At 61.7% G+C, this 20,073-nt stretch carries 19 protein-coding genes; 9 read left to right on the plus strand and 10 right to left on the minus strand.

Annotated elements, in window-relative coordinates:
- Positions 1–76 precede the first annotated feature (76 nt).
- The gene (locus AAFO92_RS14275; protein ID WP_347536244.1) at positions 77–286 is read right to left on the minus strand and encodes a hypothetical protein; all 210 of its coding nucleotides are present in this window, start codon (positions 284–286) and stop codon (positions 77–79) included.
- 509 nt (positions 287–795) lie between these two features.
- Between AAFO92_RS14275 and AAFO92_RS14280 the strand changes: the two genes are divergently transcribed.
- Complete coding sequence (locus AAFO92_RS14280) at positions 796–1,659, plus strand: MBL fold metallo-hydrolase (protein ID WP_347536246.1); 864 nt, start codon at positions 796–798, stop codon at positions 1,657–1,659.
- 13 nt (positions 1,660–1,672) lie between these two features.
- On the opposite strand, the gene AAFO92_RS14285 is transcribed toward AAFO92_RS14280, so the two are convergent.
- The 5 genes from AAFO92_RS14285 to AAFO92_RS14305 form a co-directional block, all read right to left on the minus strand.
- On the minus strand, positions 1,673–2,842 hold the full coding sequence (locus AAFO92_RS14285; protein WP_347536248.1) for a FliM/FliN family flagellar motor switch protein: 1,170 nt from the start codon (positions 2,840–2,842) through the stop codon (positions 1,673–1,675).
- Positions 2,843–2,924: 82 nt separating this feature from the next.
- Complete coding sequence (locus AAFO92_RS14290) at positions 2,925–5,609, minus strand: sensor histidine kinase (protein WP_347536249.1); 2,685 nt, start codon at positions 5,607–5,609, stop codon at positions 2,925–2,927.
- Positions 5,610–5,912: a DUF6611 family protein gene (locus AAFO92_RS14295; protein ID WP_347536251.1), complete on the minus strand. Its 303-nt coding sequence runs from the start codon at positions 5,910–5,912 to the stop codon at positions 5,610–5,612.
- The gene (locus tag AAFO92_RS14300) at positions 5,909–6,277 is read right to left on the minus strand and encodes a response regulator (RefSeq protein WP_347536253.1); all 369 of its coding nucleotides are present in this window, start codon (positions 6,275–6,277) and stop codon (positions 5,909–5,911) included. The genes AAFO92_RS14295 and AAFO92_RS14300 overlap by 4 nt, the downstream gene beginning before the upstream one ends.
- 70 nt (positions 6,278–6,347) lie before the next feature.
- Positions 6,348–7,646, minus strand: coding sequence for a helix-turn-helix domain-containing protein (locus AAFO92_RS14305; protein WP_347536255.1), 1,299 nt, complete (start codon positions 7,644–7,646; stop codon positions 6,348–6,350).
- A gap of 219 nt (positions 7,647–7,865) precedes the next feature.
- Between AAFO92_RS14305 and AAFO92_RS14310 the strand changes: the two genes are divergently transcribed.
- From AAFO92_RS14310 to AAFO92_RS14345, 8 genes are all read left to right on the plus strand, one after another.
- A complete protein-coding gene (locus AAFO92_RS14310) occupies positions 7,866–9,218 on the plus strand; it encodes a substrate-binding protein (RefSeq protein ID WP_347536257.1) in 1,353 nt (450 codons plus the stop codon).
- 96 nt (positions 9,219–9,314) lie between these two features.
- Positions 9,315–10,346, plus strand: a complete 1,032-nt coding sequence (locus AAFO92_RS14315) for a branched-chain amino acid ABC transporter permease (protein ID WP_347536259.1) — start codon at positions 9,315–9,317, stop codon at positions 10,344–10,346.
- A 3-nt stretch (positions 10,347–10,349) separates the two neighbouring features.
- Entirely contained in the window at positions 10,350–11,558 is a 1,209-nt protein-coding gene (locus AAFO92_RS14320; protein ID WP_347536261.1) for a branched-chain amino acid ABC transporter permease, read from the plus strand.
- A 15-nt stretch (positions 11,559–11,573) separates the two neighbouring features.
- The gene (locus AAFO92_RS14325; protein WP_347536263.1) at positions 11,574–12,329 is read left to right on the plus strand and encodes an ABC transporter ATP-binding protein; all 756 of its coding nucleotides are present in this window, start codon (positions 11,574–11,576) and stop codon (positions 12,327–12,329) included.
- Positions 12,330–12,346: 17 nt separating this feature from the next.
- Entirely contained in the window at positions 12,347–13,102 is a 756-nt protein-coding gene (locus AAFO92_RS14330; protein WP_347536265.1) for an ABC transporter ATP-binding protein, read from the plus strand.
- Between the two features lie 89 nt (positions 13,103–13,191).
- Complete coding sequence (gene acs, locus AAFO92_RS14335) at positions 13,192–15,141, plus strand: acetate--CoA ligase (RefSeq protein WP_347536267.1); 1,950 nt, start codon at positions 13,192–13,194, stop codon at positions 15,139–15,141.
- Positions 15,142–15,330: 189 nt separating this feature from the next.
- On the plus strand, positions 15,331–16,371 hold the full coding sequence (locus AAFO92_RS14340) for an enolase C-terminal domain-like protein (protein ID WP_347536269.1): 1,041 nt from the start codon (positions 15,331–15,333) through the stop codon (positions 16,369–16,371).
- 68 nt (positions 16,372–16,439) lie between these two features.
- The gene (locus AAFO92_RS14345) at positions 16,440–16,895 is read left to right on the plus strand and encodes a methylated-DNA--[protein]-cysteine S-methyltransferase (RefSeq protein ID WP_347536271.1); all 456 of its coding nucleotides are present in this window, start codon (positions 16,440–16,442) and stop codon (positions 16,893–16,895) included.
- A gap of 64 nt (positions 16,896–16,959) precedes the next feature.
- Here AAFO92_RS14345 and AAFO92_RS14350 read toward each other — a convergent pair whose 3' ends face one another.
- Genes AAFO92_RS14350 through fsa form a run of 4 tightly spaced genes read right to left on the minus strand, consistent with a single transcriptional unit; the run spans position 16,960 to position 20,000 of the window.
- Positions 16,960–17,652 carry a CDP-alcohol phosphatidyltransferase family protein gene (locus AAFO92_RS14350; RefSeq protein ID WP_347536273.1) on the minus strand — a complete coding sequence of 231 codons (693 nt, stop codon included), beginning with the start codon at positions 17,650–17,652 and terminating at the stop codon, positions 16,960–16,962.
- 35 nt (positions 17,653–17,687) lie between these two features.
- The gene (locus tag AAFO92_RS14355) at positions 17,688–18,602 is read right to left on the minus strand and encodes a tyrosine recombinase XerC (RefSeq protein WP_347536275.1); all 915 of its coding nucleotides are present in this window, start codon (positions 18,600–18,602) and stop codon (positions 17,688–17,690) included.
- On the minus strand, positions 18,599–19,306 hold the full coding sequence (locus AAFO92_RS14360) for a DUF484 family protein (RefSeq protein ID WP_347536276.1): 708 nt from the start codon (positions 19,304–19,306) through the stop codon (positions 18,599–18,601). The genes AAFO92_RS14355 and AAFO92_RS14360 overlap by 4 nt, the downstream gene beginning before the upstream one ends.
- 40 nt (positions 19,307–19,346) lie before the next feature.
- The gene (fsa, locus tag AAFO92_RS14365; protein ID WP_347536278.1) at positions 19,347–20,000 is read right to left on the minus strand and encodes a fructose-6-phosphate aldolase; all 654 of its coding nucleotides are present in this window, start codon (positions 19,998–20,000) and stop codon (positions 19,347–19,349) included.
- Positions 20,001–20,073 lie beyond the last annotated feature (73 nt).

Here is a 20,073-nt window from a genome sequence, read left to right on the forward strand (position 1 = left end):
AGTCGTTATTCTGCTTCCCAACTGGGGCAATTAGACCGAAGTTTTCAGTGCCGTGCAAGCACTTGGCAACCGCCGCTCAAACCGGCATGTTGTCAAATTGTGCCTCAATCGTCTCGTTGAGAAGTTCTTCGTTCAAGAGCTTCGTGCGCCGCTGCACGGTGGATCCCTGCGCCTCGATCTCTATGATAAGCCGGCCCAGTTGCGGCTGCAGCCGATAACGGGCGCTCGGGCTTTCTCGCTTGATTTTGTGTATCAGAAGATCAAGGCGCGTATCCAAATTATTCATACTATTTCCTCCCAGGCTTTTTTGCGCAACCATAGCGGTATTTTAGTTGATTTTCCAGTTGCGCAGCTCCGCAAGTGGAACATCGAAACGTTAACCGTCTGTAAACTCCTTGTCGCACAGAATTTATACAGAAACATGTCGGTTTCGCCCAGTAATTCAGCTCGGCAAAAACTCGCTGAATTAGTTAAAAATCGTCGAATCGCACCCCGACCCTGCAGCCCGTGCGCGGCGTTGGCGCGCGCGTCGCACCTGGCACGCCGGTCGCCGGTTCCCGCGGCCCGGCACTTATCCACAGACTCAACCTACGGTTACTTACCTCCTTCGGCACCCCGCACCACCGCCCGGGGTCGTTGCGAGCCGCTGCCGGCCATGCACCGGTTATCTGCGGCCATGTTCATAGCGGTCTTACCCTGCCATGACCTGCGGGCTCTTACCTTGACACAGGTCAACGTGATTGATTGACTCTTAACCGTCACAGGCGAGTGCGCTCATTTGACCGGGAGGGCAACATGGCACCGGACGTCACGGCATTTTTCGACGACGCCACCAACACGATTTCCTATGTCGTCCGCGACCCCAAGGGCAGCGCCTGCGCCGTGATCGATTCGGTTCTGGATTTCGACTACGCGTCAGGGCGTACGGACACCCGGTCTGCCGACCGGATCATCGCACATATCACCGCCGAAGGATGGGAACTGCAATGGCTTCTGGAAAGCCATGTTCATGCCGATCACCTGTCCGCCGCGCCCTACATCCAGGAACGTCTGGGCGGGAAGATCGGCATTGGCGACAGGATTCGCGTCGTGCAGGACACGTTCGGCAAGGTGTTCAACGAGGGCACCGAGTTTCAGCGCGACGGCTCGCAGTTCGACCGGCTATTTGTCGAAGGCGACAGTTTTCACATCGGTCAGCTGCGCGGCGACGTGCTGCACACGCCGGGCCATACCCCCGCCTGTCTGACCTATGTCATCGGCGACGCCGCCTTTGTCGGCGATACGCTGTTCATGCCGGATTTCGGCACCGCGCGCTGTGATTTTCCGGGGGGATCGTCCGAGCTTCTTTACAACTCGATCCAAAAAATCCTGTCGCTGCCCGACGAAACGCGGATTTTCGTGGGCCATGACTACAAGGCACCGGGCCGCGACGAATATGCCTGGGAAACGACGGTGGCCGAACAGAAGGCGCGGAATGTTCATGTGGGCGGCGGGACGACATGCGCGGATTTCGTCGAGATGCGTGACCGCCGGGACGCCACCCTGCCCATGCCCAAGCTGATCATCCCGTCGCTTCAGGTGAACATGCGCGCCGGGCGGATGCCGCCCGCCGACGATCAGGGCGACGTTTTCTTCAAGGTGCCGGTCAACAAGCTCTGACGCCAGGGGCGAGTTACGCCTCTTCGCGGACCGATGCGGTCAGCGCCTTGGCTGCCAGCAACAGGTCCGCCGGGCTCAGCTCATCAGGGTCTTCTGCCCCGGTATCAGCGGCGGCACTGTCAGGCGCGCCTTCGGGCGCCGGTTTCTCCGCCTTTGCTGGCGGCGCCTTGTCACCGCCGGACGGGTCGGACACCAGGTGCGCCTCACCTTCCAGCACGTCGTCAGGCATTACCGGCATCGAAGGCGGCTCGGTCGGTTCGCGGCCTGACGCCGCAGCGCCCGCTTCACCCGGCGCATCCTCTTGCCCGGCAGTGACCGGTGCCACGCACATAACCGCGCGCATTCCGTTCATCTGCCCCAGCCTGACCCGGGCAATGACCTGCCCGTCGCCGGCCACCAGCTGCGTCTCTTTCAGACACGCGGCGTCCAGCGGCAAAACCATGTCCGGCGCCAGCTTGCAGACCTTGTTCAGCGGCATTTTTAGACGCGCCAGCACCGCATCAATCGCCACCTGCGCCTCCAGTGCATTCTTTTCCAGATTAGCAGAGCCGCCGTTTTTCTGCTTGCCGGTCTTTTCGACCGCACGCGCGATTTCGCGGTGCGGCAACATCAGGGTCAAGAGCCCGGTTTTGGCGCCGTCGTCGATATCCAGCGTCAGACGATACAGGTCGAATTCCGGCGCTTCCAGCGCAAGCGACAGCGCGCGCGCATCCTCGATCATGTCGCCGAACCGGTAGTTTTCCTTTTCGAATTCAGGCCGCGCCTCGGCAAGCTGGTCATCATAGCGCTCCAGCACCGCGTTCAGAAGCGGCGCGACGATGGCCGCGTCGGTACGGGTCACGGGCCTGGTATCGGCCTCGGCGCGGCGCACGGCACCCATTGTCTGCATCTCGATCAGGGCGGTCAGAAACTGCTGGTCTATCTTGGCCGCCCCGCGCCGGCCCGCAGCGCCATCCAGCAGCAGCAGCAGCGCGTCCTTACCGGCCTCTTCCTGGATATCCTTGTTGAACAGCTTCAACTGCTGAACCATCGTGACCGTCACGGCCATGCCAAGCATGCTGGCCGCCTTCTTGGCCACCGCCAGGCGCAATGATTTGGCAGGCGACATGACGCGGGCGTCGAACTCATCGCGCGCGCCCATCGCCTTGCGTTGAATGACTGAATTTTGTGCTTCTGTCGCCATGGTTTCCGTTGCTGCCCATTCCGGCTGCTCTCGGCCCGACCCTACAGGCGATATGGTTACCAATATCTTTAAGGGATTCCGATTATTGTGCTGCCAGTCGCTGCGACAGCGGCAGGCTGACCCGAAACGCCGAACCGCCCTGCCCGGGCAGATAGGTCACCTGCCCGCCCAGCCGCGCCATGATTTCGCGGCAGATCGCCAGGCCCAGCCCCGCCCCCCCGGCCTTGGTTTCACCAAGCCGTGAGAATTTCTCGAAAATGACAGATTGTTTGTCGGTCGGGATGCCCCGGCCATTGTCGATGAAATCGACAAGCAGGGTTTCGCCGGACACCCGGGCGTCGATGGTCAGGCTGGGCTTTGCCGCGTCGCAATATTTACGCGCATTGGTGATCAGGTTGATGAAGACCTGGGCCAGCCGGTCAAGATCCGTCGACAGCAGGATATTCTCTTCGGCGCGGGACCTTCGGATGTTCAGATCCTCCGCCGAGCCGCCCGCCGCCGCCACTGCCCGGTCCAGCAGATCAACCAGGGCACCTGACTGCACGTTCAGACTGACCTGGCCGTTTTCCAGCACGCTCAAATCCAGCAGGTCATCCAACAGGCGCGTCAGCCGGATCGCCTCGTCATGGATGACCGAGGCATATTTGTTCGACTCGGCTGGCTTAAGCGCGTTGCCGTCCCGCAGAATCTCGGAAAACGCCCGGATCGAGGTCATCGGCGTTCGCAATTCATGGCTGACCTGGCTCAGAAACGCATCCTTTTGGTGGGACAGCTGGGTCAGTTTCTCGTTGGCTTCGCGCAATTGCCGGGCGGTGCGGGTCAGTTCGGCCGATTTCGCCTCGAGCTTGCTGGAATATTCCATCATCTGGGCGGTTTCATCTGCCACCGCCATCAGATCCTCGACCGAAACCGATGCGCCGCCCACGATCTGCCCGACCATCGCATGGGCCGCCGCCGCGCCGACCGAACCCGACAATTCGCGCTCCAGCTCCTGCAGGAAATCCGGGGACGGCTCGGGCAGGTAACCGCCGATTCCCTGCCGTTCCGCCGCGCGGGCAAAAAACGTCTGCGCCTGCGACCCGCCCATGATCCGTTGCGCCATGATAAGCAGGTCTTCGGTCTGGGCCAATCCGCCGGTCCAACCGCCGGTCGTGGGGGAATGTTCATAGACATTGACGAATTGCGCGCCCTGCAGGCGTTCGATCGGCGTGGGAAAGCTGAACAGCGAAAACAGGATGAAGCCGCCGGTATTCAGCAGCATCGACCACATTACCGCATGGACCAGCGGATCCATCCCCTCGGACCCGAAAAGCGCCTGCGGCCGCAGCCAGCCAAGGCCGAAGAGGCCATCGGCCATGATCGCATCCGAGAGCACGGTGGAGGCACCGAAACTGGGCAGAAACAGGCTGTAGAACCACACCAGCGAACCGATGAACAGACCGGCCATCGCCCCGGTGCGGGTGGCACCGCGCCAGAACAGCCCGCCGATCAGCGCCGGCAGGAACTGGGCCACGCCGGCAAAGGACACCAGCCCGATCTTGGCAAGCGCCGTTCCCCCGCCCGAAATGCGGAAATAGAAATACCCAAGCAGAACGATGCCGGCGATCGACAGCCGCCGCGCCAGCAGCGCCACATGCCGCACATCGCCCGACATCACCGCGCTGCCGCCTGTCATGTTCAGCCAGATCGGCATGACAACATGGTTCGACACCATCGTGCTCAGGGCGATGGCTGCCACGATCACCATCGACGTGGCCGAGGAAAACCCGCCCAGGAAGGACAGGATCGCCAGCCCCTCCTGACCCTGCGACAATGGCAGGTTCAGCACGAAAAGGTCTGGGTTGGTGGATTCCGGCAACAGGTCCAGCCCCACTGCGGCAATCGGCACCACGAAGAGGCTCATCAGCATCAGATAGGCCGGAAAGGCCCAGGCGGCGGTGCGCAGGTGATCCTCGTTCTCGTTTTCCACCACCATCACCTGGAACATCCGCGGCAGGCACAGGAACGCCGCCGCCGACAGGGCCGTCAGCCCGATCCACCGGCTGCCCGAGACGTTCCATTCGGCAATTTCCGAGGCGTCGATCCGCGCCAGCGTCTGGCTGACGCCGCCGGCCAGCCCCCAGACCACGAAGACACCCACCGCCAGCAGCGCAAACAGCTTCACCACCGCCTCGAGTGCAATGGCCATTACCACGCCGTGGTGTCGTTCATTCGCGTCCAGGTTCCGCGTCCCGAACAGGATGGTAAAGATCACCAACCCCACTGCCAGCCAAAGCGCCGTGGGCTGATGGCTTACCCCCGGCATGGTTGCCGGCCCGGTTTCGGCGAAGGCGGCCAGCGACAGGGTGACCGATTGCAGCTGAAGCGCGATATAGGGCGTGGTGCCGACGACGGCCAGCAGGGTGACAAAAACCGCAAGCGAGTTGGACTTGCCGTATCGCGAACTGATCAGATCGGCGATCGAGGTGATACGTTGCGACCGGCCCACGCGAACCATCTTGCGCAAGACCCACCACCAGCCGAGCATCACCAGGGTCGGCCCCAGGTAGATCGTGACGAATTCCAGCCCCGAGCGCGCGGCAAACCCGACCGCGCCGTAAAACGTCCAGGCCGTGCAGTAGATCGACAGCGACAGGGTATAGACGATCGGCGATCTCAGCCACGTTCCCTGCCCCCTCAATGCAGCGCGGTCCGCGGCAAACGCCACGACAAAAAGCAGCGCCACATAGAGCAGGCAGACCAGGACAAGGAGGTTGAGCATCGGCATCTACGACCCTCCCGGCGGATCGCCGCTCCGGTCCCCGTCCTGGGGCGTCGCGGCATCGTCCCTGAGATGCCGCGTCAGCAGCGCCGCCGCCACCACCAGGGCCACCCAGAGCCCGAAGAAATAGATCATCGCATAGGTGGTCGGCGTCGGCGTTCCCGTATCGCTGATCCACAACAGCGGCAGACACACCAGCGCCACGCCCAGCACCGGCAGCATCCGTGCCGCGTCAATCAGGCGGCGGTGACGATAGGTGCGCCGCTCGACAAAGACCGGGCCGGGTCCGGGTTTCGGATCCACGCTCATGGCGCTGCCAGCTGCCGGACGGTTTCCAGTATCTCGGCATTCGAAAACGGCTTGGTCATGTATTGGCTTGCCCCGGCGCGTTCGGCCATTTCGCGATCCTTTGCCTGGCCGCGCGCCGTCAGCATCAGCACGGGTATCTGGCTCACCGCCGCATCGGCGCGGATTTCGGTCAGGATGTCGAACCCGCTCTTGCCCGGCAGCATCACGTCCAGGATAACCACATCCGGCATGCGCGCACGGACCGCATCAACCGCGTCCCCGCCGTTCGAATGGGTGCGCACATCCCAGCCGTCACGCGACAGGATGAACCTGATCGCCTCGATGATATTCGGCTCATCCTCTATCAGCAGTACTTGTCTCCCCACTCAACCGGCCTCCCTTCCGATCAAACAACGGCTTACCGCCGGATCACTATCATCGCTGTCGCCCCATCTGTCAAAATCCGCCCGCGATGATCGACGGCTCTCTGCGTGCGGCGCAGTCGGCCAGCGGACAGATACGGCAGGTGACACCGACATCGCGCACCTGGTCGGCGACCGACTGTCCGGTATCCGGCAGGATCAGCATATGCGCCCGCATCAGCGCAGGCCGGCTGAAACCGGCCGGGCGGACCTCTTCGGAAACCGTCAGGGTGCGCGCGATCTGGGCATCGCGACCGGCCTGCCGCACCACCGCCTCCACCGGCGCCTGCGGCTGCGCCAACACCTGGTAGAGCGGCCATAGCGTACAGGCATTCCCGACCGGCGGCATCGAGAATTCGGTCAGCGGCTTGCGAAAGACCAGCGTGCCAGATCCATCGCAGATCGCCAGCCCCACCGGTCCGACCTCGGTTTCGGGCAGCATCGCCAGACGGCGGAACAGCGTCGGCAGGTCGGCATCCAGCGCCGCCGACAGGGCTTCGGGCACAAGCCCGATCCCGGCGACCGCGTCGAGAACCGGTTTCAGCGGCAGACGCGCCGCGTCACGGCGATACTGGAGCAACACGCCACGCGCGATCTGGCGCGCCGCCTCGGACCGGAGGTCCGCCGCCGATTCCAGCACCACATTCACCATCGCCTCGCTCGCCTCGCCTTCCAGCGCGGGAAAATGAAACCCTTTCTCGGACAGGAACGCATACAGTTCGTCCTGCGGCGACTTGATCTCGGCCTCGGTGTCGGGCGCCGCCTCGAGATAGCGCACCAGCGCCTCGGCCCCTTCGGCCAGGCGCGCGCTGTCCTCGTTGATGTTGCGGTGAAACCGGCCCCGCCATTCCGGCTCCAGCTCCTTGGTTTCCACCAGGATCGACGCGGTGGAACGGATCGACGTCACGGTCGAGATCACGTCATGCAGTGACGCCGCCAGATGCGGGTCATGGGTCAGCCTGCTGGTCAGCGTGCGCACGCTTTGTTCAAGCGTCGCATTCTGATGATAGAACCCCGCCAGCAGCTGCGCCCAGCCGGGAAAACGGCCGGCAAATTCCTCGGCTCTTTCCCGCGGGGCAGCGCGGGCGGCGGCGGCCTCGTTCAGGGTCGCGATCAGCTCGGCCTCGGCCCCTTCGGACAGGTGCGACGGCTCCACCTCCAGAACCCCGGCAAGGCGGTTCAGTATCTTGCCGCCGATTCTGCGCCGGTTGTGTTCGATCAGGTTGAGATACGAGGCCGAAATCCCCACCCGTTTCGCCAGTTCCGATTGCCGGATTCCCTGCTGTATCCGCCTTTCGCGAATTCTGGTTCCGATGATCGAACTTTCCGCCATCCCGATTTTCCCAGCAATTTTCGCGACTTCTTTAACGCGACATAAATAAATTTACAGGCAATCCCGGCTCTTTGTTCATTTATTTACAAAAATATTGTTTTGTCAAAAGCATTTGTTGCGAAGTTTTCTTTCCATGCGCAATAATTCATTTGCACAACTGTGCCGTCTGGGGAGGCGCAGAGGAGGCCCTCCCCACGGATTTTTTAAGGGAGGATATCAATGTCCAAATCAAACCTGACGCGCCGTGGATTGCTGAGAACCAGCGCCGTGGCCGGTGCTGGCCTTGCCGTGCCGACGATCTTCACCGCGTCTTCCGCCTCGGCCTACACGAACGAGCCGACCGGCAGTTCCGTCACCCTGGGCTTCAACGTGCCCCAGACCGGCCCCTATGCGGATGAAGGCAATGACGAATTGCTGGCGCAGCAGCTGGCCGTCGAGCACCTGAACGGCGAAGGCGACGGCGGTTGCCTGAACACGTTCACGTCCAAGGCGCTGCAGGGTAATGGTATCCTGGGCAAGAAGGTCGAGTTCGTCACTGGCGACACGCAGACCAAGTCGGACGCCGCACGCGCATCGGCCAAGTCGATGATCGAAAAAGACGGCGCCGTAATGATCAATGGCGGTTCAAGCTCGGGCGTGGCCGTGGCCGTTCAGGGCCTCTGCCAGGACGCAGGCGTGATCTTCATGGCCGGCCTGACACATGCCAACGACACCACCGGCAAGGACCGCAAGGCCAACGGCTTCCGCCATTTCTTCAACGCCTACATGTCCGGTGCGGCGCTTGCGCCGGTGCTGGCCAACGAAATGGGCACCGACCGCCGCGCCTATCACCTGACCGCCGACTACAACTGGGGCTGGACACAGGAAGAATCGATCGTCGCCTCGACCGAGGCACTGGGCTGGGAAACCGTCGAAACGGTCAAGACCCCGCTCGCCTCGACCGACTTCTCGTCCTACATCACCCCGGTTCTGAACTCGGGTGCCGACGTTCTGGTTCTGAACCACTATGGCGGCAACATGGTCAACTCGCTGTCGAACGCCATCCAGTTCGACCTGCTCAGCAAGCAGGTCAACGGCAAGGACTTCAAGATCGTCGTGCCGCTTTATTCCGAGCTGATGGCCGCCGGTGCGGGCGAGAACATCAAGGGCGTTCTGGGCTCGATGAACTACAACTGGCAGCTGGACAATGAAGGCTCCAAGCAGTTCGTCAAATCCTTCGGCGAGAAGTACGGCAAGCCGCCGTCGAACTCGGCGCAGACCTGCTATGCGCAGGTGCTGCTCTATGCCGATGCCTGCGAGCGCGCCGGAACCTTCAACCCCTGTGGCGTGGTCGAGGCCCTCGAAGGCTTCGAATTCGACGGCCTGGGCAACGGCCCGACGCTTTATCGCGCCGAGGATCACCAGTGCTTCAAGGACGTTCTGGTTGTGCGCGGCGCGCAGAACCCGTCCTCGGCCTATGACACGCTGGAGATCGTCGAGATCACGCCGGTCGATCAGGTCACCTACGAGCCGACACATCCGATGTTCGGCGGCGCAGAGGCGACCCTCGGCTCATGTAATCCGGGCGCCTAAGCTCTATGTTCCCCGGCCGCGCGTTCCGCGTGCGGCCGGGCGTTTACGCCCTTCCCCGGTACATTTGCCGCATTTCTTAACCCACGGGTGGGAACAATGGACGCAATTATTCTACAAACACTCAATGGTCTCGACAAAGGCTCGGCCTATGCGCTGATCGCCCTCGGTCTGACCCTGATCTTCGGCACGCTCGGCGTGGTGAATTTCGCGCATGGGGCGCTGTTCATGATCGGCGCCTTCTGCGCCGTCTTCCTGCAACGCCTTCTCAGCCTCAGCACGATCACCATCGACGAAAACCAGAAGGACTTTCTGGGTAATCCGCTGAAGGTCGAAACGCCTTATGTCCATAACTGGTTCGGCCCCGAAACCGGCGCCGCCATCATCGACTGGTCGGTGCCACTGGCGATCCTGTTTGCGATCCCGATAATGATCGCCGTCGGCTTCATCATGGAGCGCGGCCTGATCAAGCATTTCTACAAGCGTCCCCATGCCGACCAGATCCTGGTGACCTTTGGCCTGGCCATCGTGCTGCAGGAGATCATCAAGTATTTCTATGGCGCCAACCCGATCCCGACACCTGCGCCCGACGCGCTCAAGGGCGCCGTCGATTTCGGCGTGCTGATCGGGTTCGACCCGAACGCCATCATCTATCCCTACTGGCGGTTGATCTACTTCTGCTTTGCGGCCCTGATCATCGGCGGGGTGTTTGCCTTCCTGCAATTCACCACCTTCGGGATGGTCGTGCGCGCCGGCATGGCGGACCGCGAGACCGTCGGGCTTCTGGGCATCGACATCGACAAGCGTTTCACCATCATGTTCGGCATCGCCGCCGCCGTCGCGGGGCTTGCCGGGGTGATGTACACGCCGATCAATCCGCCCAATTATCACATGGGCATGGACTTTCTGGTACTGAGCTTCGTGGTCGTGGTTGTCGGCGGGATGGGCTCGCTGCCCGGTGCCGTGGCCGCCGGCTTCCTGCTGGGTATTCTCGAAAGCTTCGCCTCGACCACCTGGGCCACCACCACGATCCCAGGCATCAACCAGATCATCATCTACCTCGTCGCCATCATCATCCTGCTCACGCGTCCGCGGGGCCTGATGGGCAAAAAAGGCGTGATGGAGGAATAAGCCATGCTCGGACTGAACAAAAAAGACTTCAACCTGCTGCTTGTCGTCGTCGTACTGGCGATGCTGGCCCCCTTCATCCTGAACCCGTTCCCGGAAAATTCAGGCCTGGCGCAGTTCAACGCGGGCTATCCGGACCTGATGCAGAAATTCGTGATCTTCGGCATCTTTGCCATCGGGTTCAACATTCTCTTCGGCCTGACCGGTTACCTCAGCTTCGGTCACGCCGCTTTCCTGGGCGTAGGTTCGTATTCCTGCGTGTGGATGTTCAAGCTGCTGGGCTATAACGTCCTGCCGGGTATCTTCCTCAGCATCATCACCTCGGGCATCTTCGCCTACCTGATCGGTATCGTCAGCCTGCGGCGCTCGGGCATCTATTTCTCGATCCTGACGCTGGCCTTTGCGCAGATGTCCTTCGCGCTGGCCTATTCGGTCCTGTCGAACCCCAAATTCAACCTGACGAACGGCGAAACCGGCCTTCAGGTCTATGCCGATGACCCGCAGATCTTCCATTCCGAGAACATGCCGGATCTGCCGCATCTCTTTGGCCTGTCCATGCGGGCGACCGAGAAATTGCAGATTGGCGCCTGGGAATTCCAGTTCAACGCCGGCTACTACCTCTGCGCTGTGATAATGATCCTGATGTTCTACCTGTCGGTCCGCATCTTCCGCTCGCCTTTCGGGATGATGCTGCGGGCGATCAAATCGAACAACACGCGGATGAACTATACCGGCCTCAATGCACGGCCCTACACCCTTGCGGCCTTCGTGATCTCGGGCATGTATGCCGGTCTGGCCGGTGGCCTTCTGTCGGCGGTTGACCCGCTGGCAGGCGCCGAGCGGATGCAGTGGACTGCCTCGGGCGAGGTGGTGCTGATGACCATCCTCGGCGGTGCCGGCACGTTGATTGGCCCGGTTCTGGGTTCGGGTCTGATCAAGTATTTCGAGAATATCTTCTCGAAGATCAACGACAGCGTCCTGCACGGCTGGTTCTCGTTCCTGCCCGACGGGCTGGAGGATGTGATGGTCACGCTGATCCACCCCTTCGTCGGCAAGGGATGGCACCTAACGCTCGGCGTGATGTTCATGCTGATCGTGATCTTCCTGCCCGGCGGCCTCGTCGAGGGTGGCCAGCGCATCAAGCGCATGATCTCCGGCAAGAAAGCCGGGGACGAGGCCGAAGACGAAGCCACGCAATCCACCCCTGCGGAATAAGAGGAGACGGACAAGATGAGTATCCTTGAAGTCAAGAACGTCAACAAACGTTTCGGCGGTCTGCAGGCGCTAGGCGACGTGAACCTCAGTGTCGAGGAAAACAGCGTCCACGCCATCATCGGCCCCAACGGCGCGGGCAAGTCGACATTGCTGAACTGCCTGATCGGCAAGCTCATTCCCGATACCGGGAGCGTCATGTTCGATGGGCAGTCGGTGCTGGGGCGCAAACCCTACGAGATCTGCCAGATGGGCATTTCCCGCGTCTTCCAGACGCCCGAGATCTTTGGCGAGCTGAGCGTGCTGGAAAACATGATGATCCCGATCTTCGCCAAGCGCGACGGGGCCTTCCGGATGCACGCGTTTGAAAGCTCGGGCAATGAACGAGAGATCATCGAACAGGCCGAGCAGGTTCTGGAAAGCCTGAACATGGCGGACAAGCGCCACATGAACTCGGCCTCGATGAGCCGGGGGGACAAGCGGCGGCTGGAGATCGGCATGTGCCTCAGCCAGAATCCCCGCCTGCTGCTTCTGGATGAACCCACCGCCGGCATGGCGCGGGCAGACACCAACAACACGATCGACCTGTTGAAGCAGATCAGCGACGAACGTGACATCACCATCGCGATCATCGAACATGACATGCACGTGGTGTTCAGCCTGGCCGAGCGCATCACCGTTCTGGCCCAGGGGTCGCCGCTGGTCGAAGACACACCCGACAACATCAAGGGCCATCCCAAGGTGCGCGAAGCGTATCTTGGCGAGTCCGCGTAAAACAGGGGGATAACAAGATGAACGTCAAACCCGACTTCTCGAAAGGCCACAACGTCGCCGAAACAGCCCCCGCCTTCCTGTCGGTCTGGGGGATGAAATCCTACTACGGCGAAAGCTACATCGTGCAGGACATCAGCTTCAACGTGCACGAGGGCGAGATCCTGGCGCTGCTGGGACGTAACGGCGCCGGAAAGACAACGACCCTGCGCTCGATCGCGCGCATGGACAGCCCGCAGCTGAACCACGGAGAGATCTGGCTGGACCATCAGCCGTTGCACAAGATGTCCTCGCACGAGGCGTCGCAGGCCGGTATCGGCCTTGTGCCCGAAGACCGCTGCATCATCCCCGGCCTCACGGTCGAGGAAAACCTGCAGCTGGCCCAGATCGCCCCGCCGATCGGCTGGTCCATCGACCGGCTCTACGAGCTCTTCCCCCGGCTCAAGGAACGCCGCAAGCAAGAGGGCGTGACCCTGTCGGGCGGTGAACAGCAGATGCTGGCCGTCGCCCGCGCACTGGCGCGCGACATCAAGGTATTGCTGCTGGATGAACCCTATGAGGGGCTGGCCCCGGTGATCGTGGACGAGATCGAAAAGACGCTGCGCATCATCAAGGAGCAGGGCATTACAACGATCATCGTCGAACAGAATGCTGTACGGGCACTGGAGCTGGCCGACCGGGCCGTCATTCTGGATACCGGCGGCATCGTCTTTGATGGCACCGCCGCGGAAGTTCTGGAAAACGAGGAGTTGCGCGCGGAATACCTCGCCATCTGATCCGGGCCTTGCCCTTTTGCACACGTGTTGCACTCCCGCACGCGGGAGGGCACAGTTTATAAATCCATTACGAAAACAAAGGGACAGAGATGACCGATAAAACCTATCCGCCCTCTGACGAATTTTCCGCCAACGCCCATATCGACGCCGCGAAATACGATGCCATGTATGCCGCCTCGATCAAGGACCCCGAAGCGTTCTGGGGCGAACAGGGCAAGCGCGTTGACTGGATCAAGCCATTTTCGAAGGTCAAGGATGTGAGCTATGAATATGGCAACGTCTCGATCAACTGGTATGGCGACGGCACGCTGAACGTCGCGGCCAACTGCATCGACCGGCACCTGGCCACCCGCGCCGATCAGACGGCGATCATCTGGGAACCCGACAGCCCCGACGAGCCGGCGCAGCACATCACCTATGCGCAGCTCTCCGAGTCGGTCAACAAGATGGCCAATGTGCTCCGCAAACTGGGCATCGGCAAGGGCGACCGGGTGGTGATATACCTGCCGATGATCCCCGAGGCGGCTTACGCGATGCTGGCCTGCGCCCGCATCGGCGCCATCCATTCGATCGTCTTCGCCGGGTTCTCGCCCGATGCCTTGGGCGCGCGCGTCAACGGCTGCGACGCCAAGCTGGTGATCACCGCCGACACCGCGCCGCGCGGTGGTCGTGCGACCAAGCTCAAGGACAATGTCAACCAGGCGCTCCTGCACGATACCGACGATGTCAGATGCCTGGTCGTGCAGCGCACCGGCGACCAGATCGCCTGGCGCGACGGGCTTGATTTCTGGCTGCACGAAGAGCTTGAAAGCGTCTCGGCTGACTGCCCGCCAGCGGAGATGAGCGCCGAGGATCCGCTTTTCATCCTCTACACTTCCGGCTCGACCGGTCAGCCCAAGGGCGTGGTTCACACCACCGGCGGCTACCTGGTCTATGCGGCGATGACGCATGAGCTGACATTCGACTACCACGATGGAGACATCTACTGGTGCACCGCCGATGTGGGCTGGGTCACCGGCCACAGCTATATCGTCTATGGGCCGCTCGCCAACGGCGCGACGACGCTGATGTTCGAAGGGGTGCCCACCTACCCGGATGCAAGCCGGTTCTGGCAGGTCTGCGAGAAACACAAGGTGAACCAGTTCTACACCGCCCCCACCGCCATCCGTGCGCTGATGGGCCAGGGCAACCAGTTCGTTGAGAAAAGCGATCTTTCCAGTCTCAAGGTGCTGGGGACCGTGGGCGAGCCGATCAACCCCGAGGCGTGGGAATGGTATCACAACGTCGTCGGCGGCGGCACCGTCCCGATTGTCGACACCTGGTGGCAGACCGAAACCGGCGGCCATCTGATGACCCCCCTGCCCGGCGCCCATGCGCTCAAGCCCGGTTCGGCGATGAAACCGTTTTTCGGCATCGAACCGGTCGTGCTGGAACCGACGAGCGGCGAAGAGGTCAAGGGAAATGATGTCGAGGGCGTGCTTTGTATCCGCGACAGCTGGCCCGGCCAGATGCGCACCGTCTGGGGCGATCACGATCGGTTCATGAAAACCTATTTCGCCGATTACAAGGGCTATTACTTCACCGGCGATGGCTGCAAGCGCGATGCCGATGGCGATTACTGGATCACCGGCCGGGTCGATGACGTGATCAACGTCTCGGGCCACCGGATGGGTACGGCCGAGGTCGAAAGCGCGCTGGTCGCGCACCCCAAGGTGTCTGAGGCCGCGGTGGTGGGCTATCCCCACAAGGTCAAGGGCCAGGGCATCTATTGCTATGTGACCCTGATGGGCGGCGAGGAATATACCGACGATCTGAAAACCGAGCTGCGCAACTGGGTCCGCCAGGAAATCGGCCCGATCGCCTCGCCCGACCTGATCCAATGGGCACCCGGCCTGCCCAAGACCCGCTCGGGCAAGATCATGCGCCGCATCCTGCGCAAGATCGCCGAGAACGATTATGGCGCGCTTGGCGACACATCCACCCTGGCTGAACCCGCCGTGGTGGACGACCTGATCGAGAACCGGATGAACCGGGACTGACAAGGGGGCAACAACAGCCCCCAAACATGCCTCGGGGCATCGGCCCCACAACAAGCCCCGCCCTGCCCGGCGGGGTTTTCTCTGTCACATGTATCTGGTTTAACCCATTCATGACATTGGTCACAGACGTGGTACGCTTCCCAGATGACAGACAGACAGCCCACAATCTCCAGTTCCACGGTTCGATCTGTGATCGCGCCTCTACCGGCACCTCACAAAACCGCGTCGGGAACGCTTGAGACCGCGCCTCTTGCGCTGATCGATATTCGTCTGGATGACGGCACCATCGGCTCGTCCTATGTTTTTGCCTACAGCCCTGCGGCCCTTGAACCGTTGGCATGCCTGTTGCGCAACATAGTCGACGGGCTGATCGGGGAACCCGCTGACCCGCGATCGGTCAACCGCCTGCTGGACGCCAGGTTTCGCCTGCTGGGAAATCAGGGCCTGGTGGCCATGGCGCTCAGCGGGATTGACAAGGCGCTTTGGGATGCAGCCGCCAAGCAGCAAGGCAAACCCCTTTACGAGCTTCTGGGTGCTTCGTCGAAACCTGTTCGGGTCTATGACAGCCTCGGGCAGATGACACCTGACGAAACCGCGCAAGAGGTGGAGGCGTCATTGAAGCGTGGCTTTCAGGCCTTCAAGGTCAAGGCCGGCCATCCGGATGCCACAACGGACAGGGACGTCATTCGCGCGATCCGCAAAGTGGCCGGTCAAGACACCTGGGTCGCCATTGATTTCAATCAGGCTTTCGACGCCGCGGAAGCGGTTCGGCGGATGCAGTTTCTGGAAACCGAGAATATCGCCTGGATAGAAGAGCCGGTGCATGCAACCGATCACGCGGGCCATGCGATGGTCCGGTCTCAAATCCGGACCCCCGTTCAGACGGGCGAGAACTGGTGGGGTGTTGCCGATATGAAAAAGGCGCTTGAGGCGGGCGCGTCGGATTTCGCCATGCCGGACGCGATCAAGATCGGCGGCGTTACCGGCTGGCTTGCCGCCGCGCGTGTCGCCGCAGAGGCAAACATACCCGTCGCCAGCCACCTTTTCGTGGAAATTTCCGCGCATCTGATGAATGCAACCCCAACCGCGATGATCCTCGAATGGTTCGACATTGCCGGCACTATTATCGTCGACACTCCGGCAATCGCGGACGGATGCGTGACCGCTTCGGCGGGCCCCGGCATCGGCGTGACATGGGACGAGAAAGCACTGGCCAGGCTAGGCGCCTGAAGGCGCTCGGCGAAGGAATCCGCAGGATCCGGGTTGCGAAGTCGGGACACAAAGGTCAGATTGACCACATGCCTTCTGCATCCCTCGACACTCCCATAGGACCGCTGACCGTCGACGCCCATGACGGGGCCATTACCCGCGTGCGGTGGGTGGATGACCCGGCGGGCGAGATCACGCCGGAACTGGAGACGGCGATTGCCCAGCTCAGGGAATATTTCGACGGCGACAGGGAGGTGTTCGATCTGCCACTGCGGGTCGACGGCTCGGATTTTCAGCGGGCGGTCTGTGACGCAATGCTGGCGATCCCGCTGGGCGAGACGCGCAGCTATGGCGATCTTGCCGCCGATCTGGACGTGCCGGCCCAGGCCATCGGCGGCGCCTGTGGCGGCAATCCGATCCCGGTGATCATCCCCTGTCACCGGGTATTGGGCGCGTCTTCTCTGGGCGGGTTCTCAGGCATGGGCGGGGTCGAAACCAAGGTCTGGCTCTTGCGCCACGAAAAGGCCGCCGGGCTGCTGATCTGACCGCAAATCATGGTCCGCGTGCACCGGCCAGGTAGCAACGAGCATTGCACAGGTTTTGGTGGCCTCAGGCCCGCTGTGGGATGATCTGCTGAACGATCCCCACGGAGATCAGGTAAAGGCTGGTGACGACCAGCCCCCAATGGGCCCAGCTCTCGGGGTGGAAATCAACCCAGGCCGCCCATCCGGCAAAGAAGGTCCAGGCCAGCGCAACCGGCAGCGACAGCGTCCGCCAGCGTTCGGTGCGCACCGGATGGATGAACTTCAACTGCGTGAACATCGCCGCCGCCAACACCGAAACGAGCACCAGGCTGATCCAGAAATTCGGCTCGATCGCGAACAGCACCAGCACCAGCATGTTCCAGCAGGCAGGAAAGCCGGAGAATGAATTATCCTTTGTTTTCATCCGCGTATCGACAAGGTAAAGCGCGCTTGAAAAGGTGATGACGATGATCGCGAACCACCCCGTCCAACCTGGCAGAAGGCCCGATTTGAAAAGCGCGAAGGCGGGGATGAAGATATAGGTGAGATAGTCGATGATCATGTCCAGGATATTGCCATCGAACTGCGGCGAATAGGTCTTGACCTCATATTTCCGTGCCAGCGGCCCGTCGATGCCATCCACCACGAAGGCCACGACCAGCCAGAGGAACATCAGGCTCCACTTGCCATCGACGGCGGCCAGCATCGCCAGCATGGCAAAAACGGCGCCGGTGGCGGTGAAGAGGTGGACGGCCAATGCTTTGATTTCTCGTGTCATGTTTCTCTCTTGGCGCAAAAGCCCCAGAGGTGCAATCAGGCTTTGGGATGTGTGGCCTGATAGACCTCCATCAACCGCGCGGTATCGACCGCCGTATAGGCCTGTGTGGTGGATAATGAGGCATGGCCAAGCAACTCCTGAATGGCGCGCAGATCGCCGCCTGCATTCAACAGATGCGTGGCGAAGCTGTGGCGCATCGCATGGGGGGTGGCGCTGGCGGGCAGACCCAGCTGCATCCGCACCTCTGCGATCAGCTTCTGCACCAGCCGTGGGTTCAGCTTGCCGCCCCGCAGACCGCGGAACACGGGCAAGGCGTCGCCCTGCGGATGCGGGCACAGGTCCAGATACCGTTCCATGGCCTGACGCACCGCGGGGATCACCGGCACCAGCCGTTCCTTGCCGCCCTTGCCGATGATGCGCAGCGTATCCGCCAGCGGCAGGTCGCGCCCGCACAGGTTCAGCGCCTCCGAAATACGCAGGCCGCAGCCATAGAGCAGCGTGACAACCGCCTGGTCACGGGCGGAAATCCACGGGTTTTCATGCTGAAGGTCCACGGCGTCCAGGACATCCTGCGCGGCCTCGGCCGACAGCGGCCGTGGCAGCTTGCGCTGGAATTTCGGGGCGCGGGTTGCCAGAACGGCCGTCGGTTCAAATCCTTCGCGCTCGGACAGCCAGCGATAGAAGCCCTTGACCGCAGACAGCTTGCGCGCCAGCGAGCGCGCGCCCACATCCCGCCCGCGTTCGAAAGCCATCCAGCTGCGCATATCCCCGACCGAGATCCGCGCCAGCGCGGCAAGCCCCTGCGTCTCGCCCTTGTATTCGGTCATGAATGCCAGAAAGCCGGCAACGTCGCGGCCATAGGCCTGGATCGTGTTCTCCGCCGCCCCACCAAGCGCCTTGCGGGCCTCCAGCCAGCCTTGCAGCGCATCGCGGGCAGCGGGCGAGGTCACGACAACCAGCGGCGCATCGCGCGTTCGAAAACCCCCGCGAAAAAGGCCAGCAAATCCGTCCCGTGCTGCGGGGTGAACTGATGTGGATCCTCGGCGCCCAGCGCCAGCATCCCGGGCAGGCGTCCTTCGCCGAAATCGAGCACCAGGCAGGCTTCGGAACGGACAAATTCGGCAGAACGTCCATAGATCCGCCTGTCGCCCTCGTGAATCTGCCGCAATGTGACCTGCCGCGCAGGCCCTGCCTTGCCGGAATTCACATAGGCCTCGATAAATCCCGGCTCTGCCACCGACAGCACGTCGCCCAGTTTCTTGACTGCAGGGTCGCTCTCGTCCTGCACCGATTCCAGCACCAGCCGGATCGTATCAACACGCAGAATGCTGGCAACCTCCCCGCCCAGATCCATCAGGAACGATTCGAACTCGACCGGATCGAGCATCCGCAGAACCGCCCGATGTACCTGGTTGGTCCCGGCCAGATTGTCATAGGCCGCCGCGATCACGCTGCGATGGGTGTCTTCCAGCCGGTCAAGCCGCGCCTCGAGCCGCTTCATCGCGATGCCGCGCAGATCGACGATATTGTCGCCCATCGCACGCTCGTTCGCGGACACGAGCGCGCGCATAAGATCTTGATCTTCAAGGATAACATCAGGTTGCGCGATGATATGGTCGCGCAGAGACTCGTCAATCTCGTGCTTGCTACTCATTAATGGCCTCGGTTTTCTTTTTTGCCCTTATACCATGAAGTTACAGGATTTGCTGCCCTGTTTTTTCCCAATCTGCCAGAAATGCCTCAAGGCCCTTGTCGGTCAGCGGGTGTTCGGCCATCTGCTTGATCACCTTCGGCGGCGCGGTCATCACATCGGCCCCGATCATGGCCGATTGATAGGCGTGGTTGACCGAGCGGATCGAGGCGGCAAGGATCTGCGTCTCGTAGCCGTAATTGTCGTAGATCTGGCGAATGTCCGAGATCAGCTCCATCCCGTCCAGGTTGATATCATCCAGGCGCCCGATGAAGGGGCTGATGAAGGTTGCCCCCGCCTTGGCGGCCAGAAGCGCCTGGTTGGCCGAAAAGCACAGCGTGACATTCACCATGTTGCCTTCGTTGGTCAGCACGTTGCAGGCCTTCAGCCCGGCCCAGGTCAGCGGCACCTTGACGGCGATGTTATCGGCAATCTTGGCCAGTTTGCGGCCTTCGGCAATCATGTCGTCCGCTTCGGTCGCAACCACTTCGGCGCTGACGGGGCCATCGACCATGTCGGCGATTTCCTTGGTGACTTCCAGGATGTCACGGCCCGATTTCATGATAAGCGACGGGTTGGTGGTTACTCCGTCAACCATGCCAAGGTCATTCAGCTCGGCAATCTGATCGACTTCGGCGGTGTCTACGAAAAATTTCATCTCAAAGGTCCATTCACGCGGGTTGGAGTTTCATCTCCTAGCGTTTACCTCATAGAGTGTGATGCCGAAACCC

Origin of the sequence: Roseovarius sp. CAU 1744, from assembly GCF_039839345.1 — a bacterium.
In the GTDB taxonomy this organism is placed as follows: domain Bacteria; phylum Pseudomonadota; class Alphaproteobacteria; order Rhodobacterales; family Rhodobacteraceae; genus Roseovarius.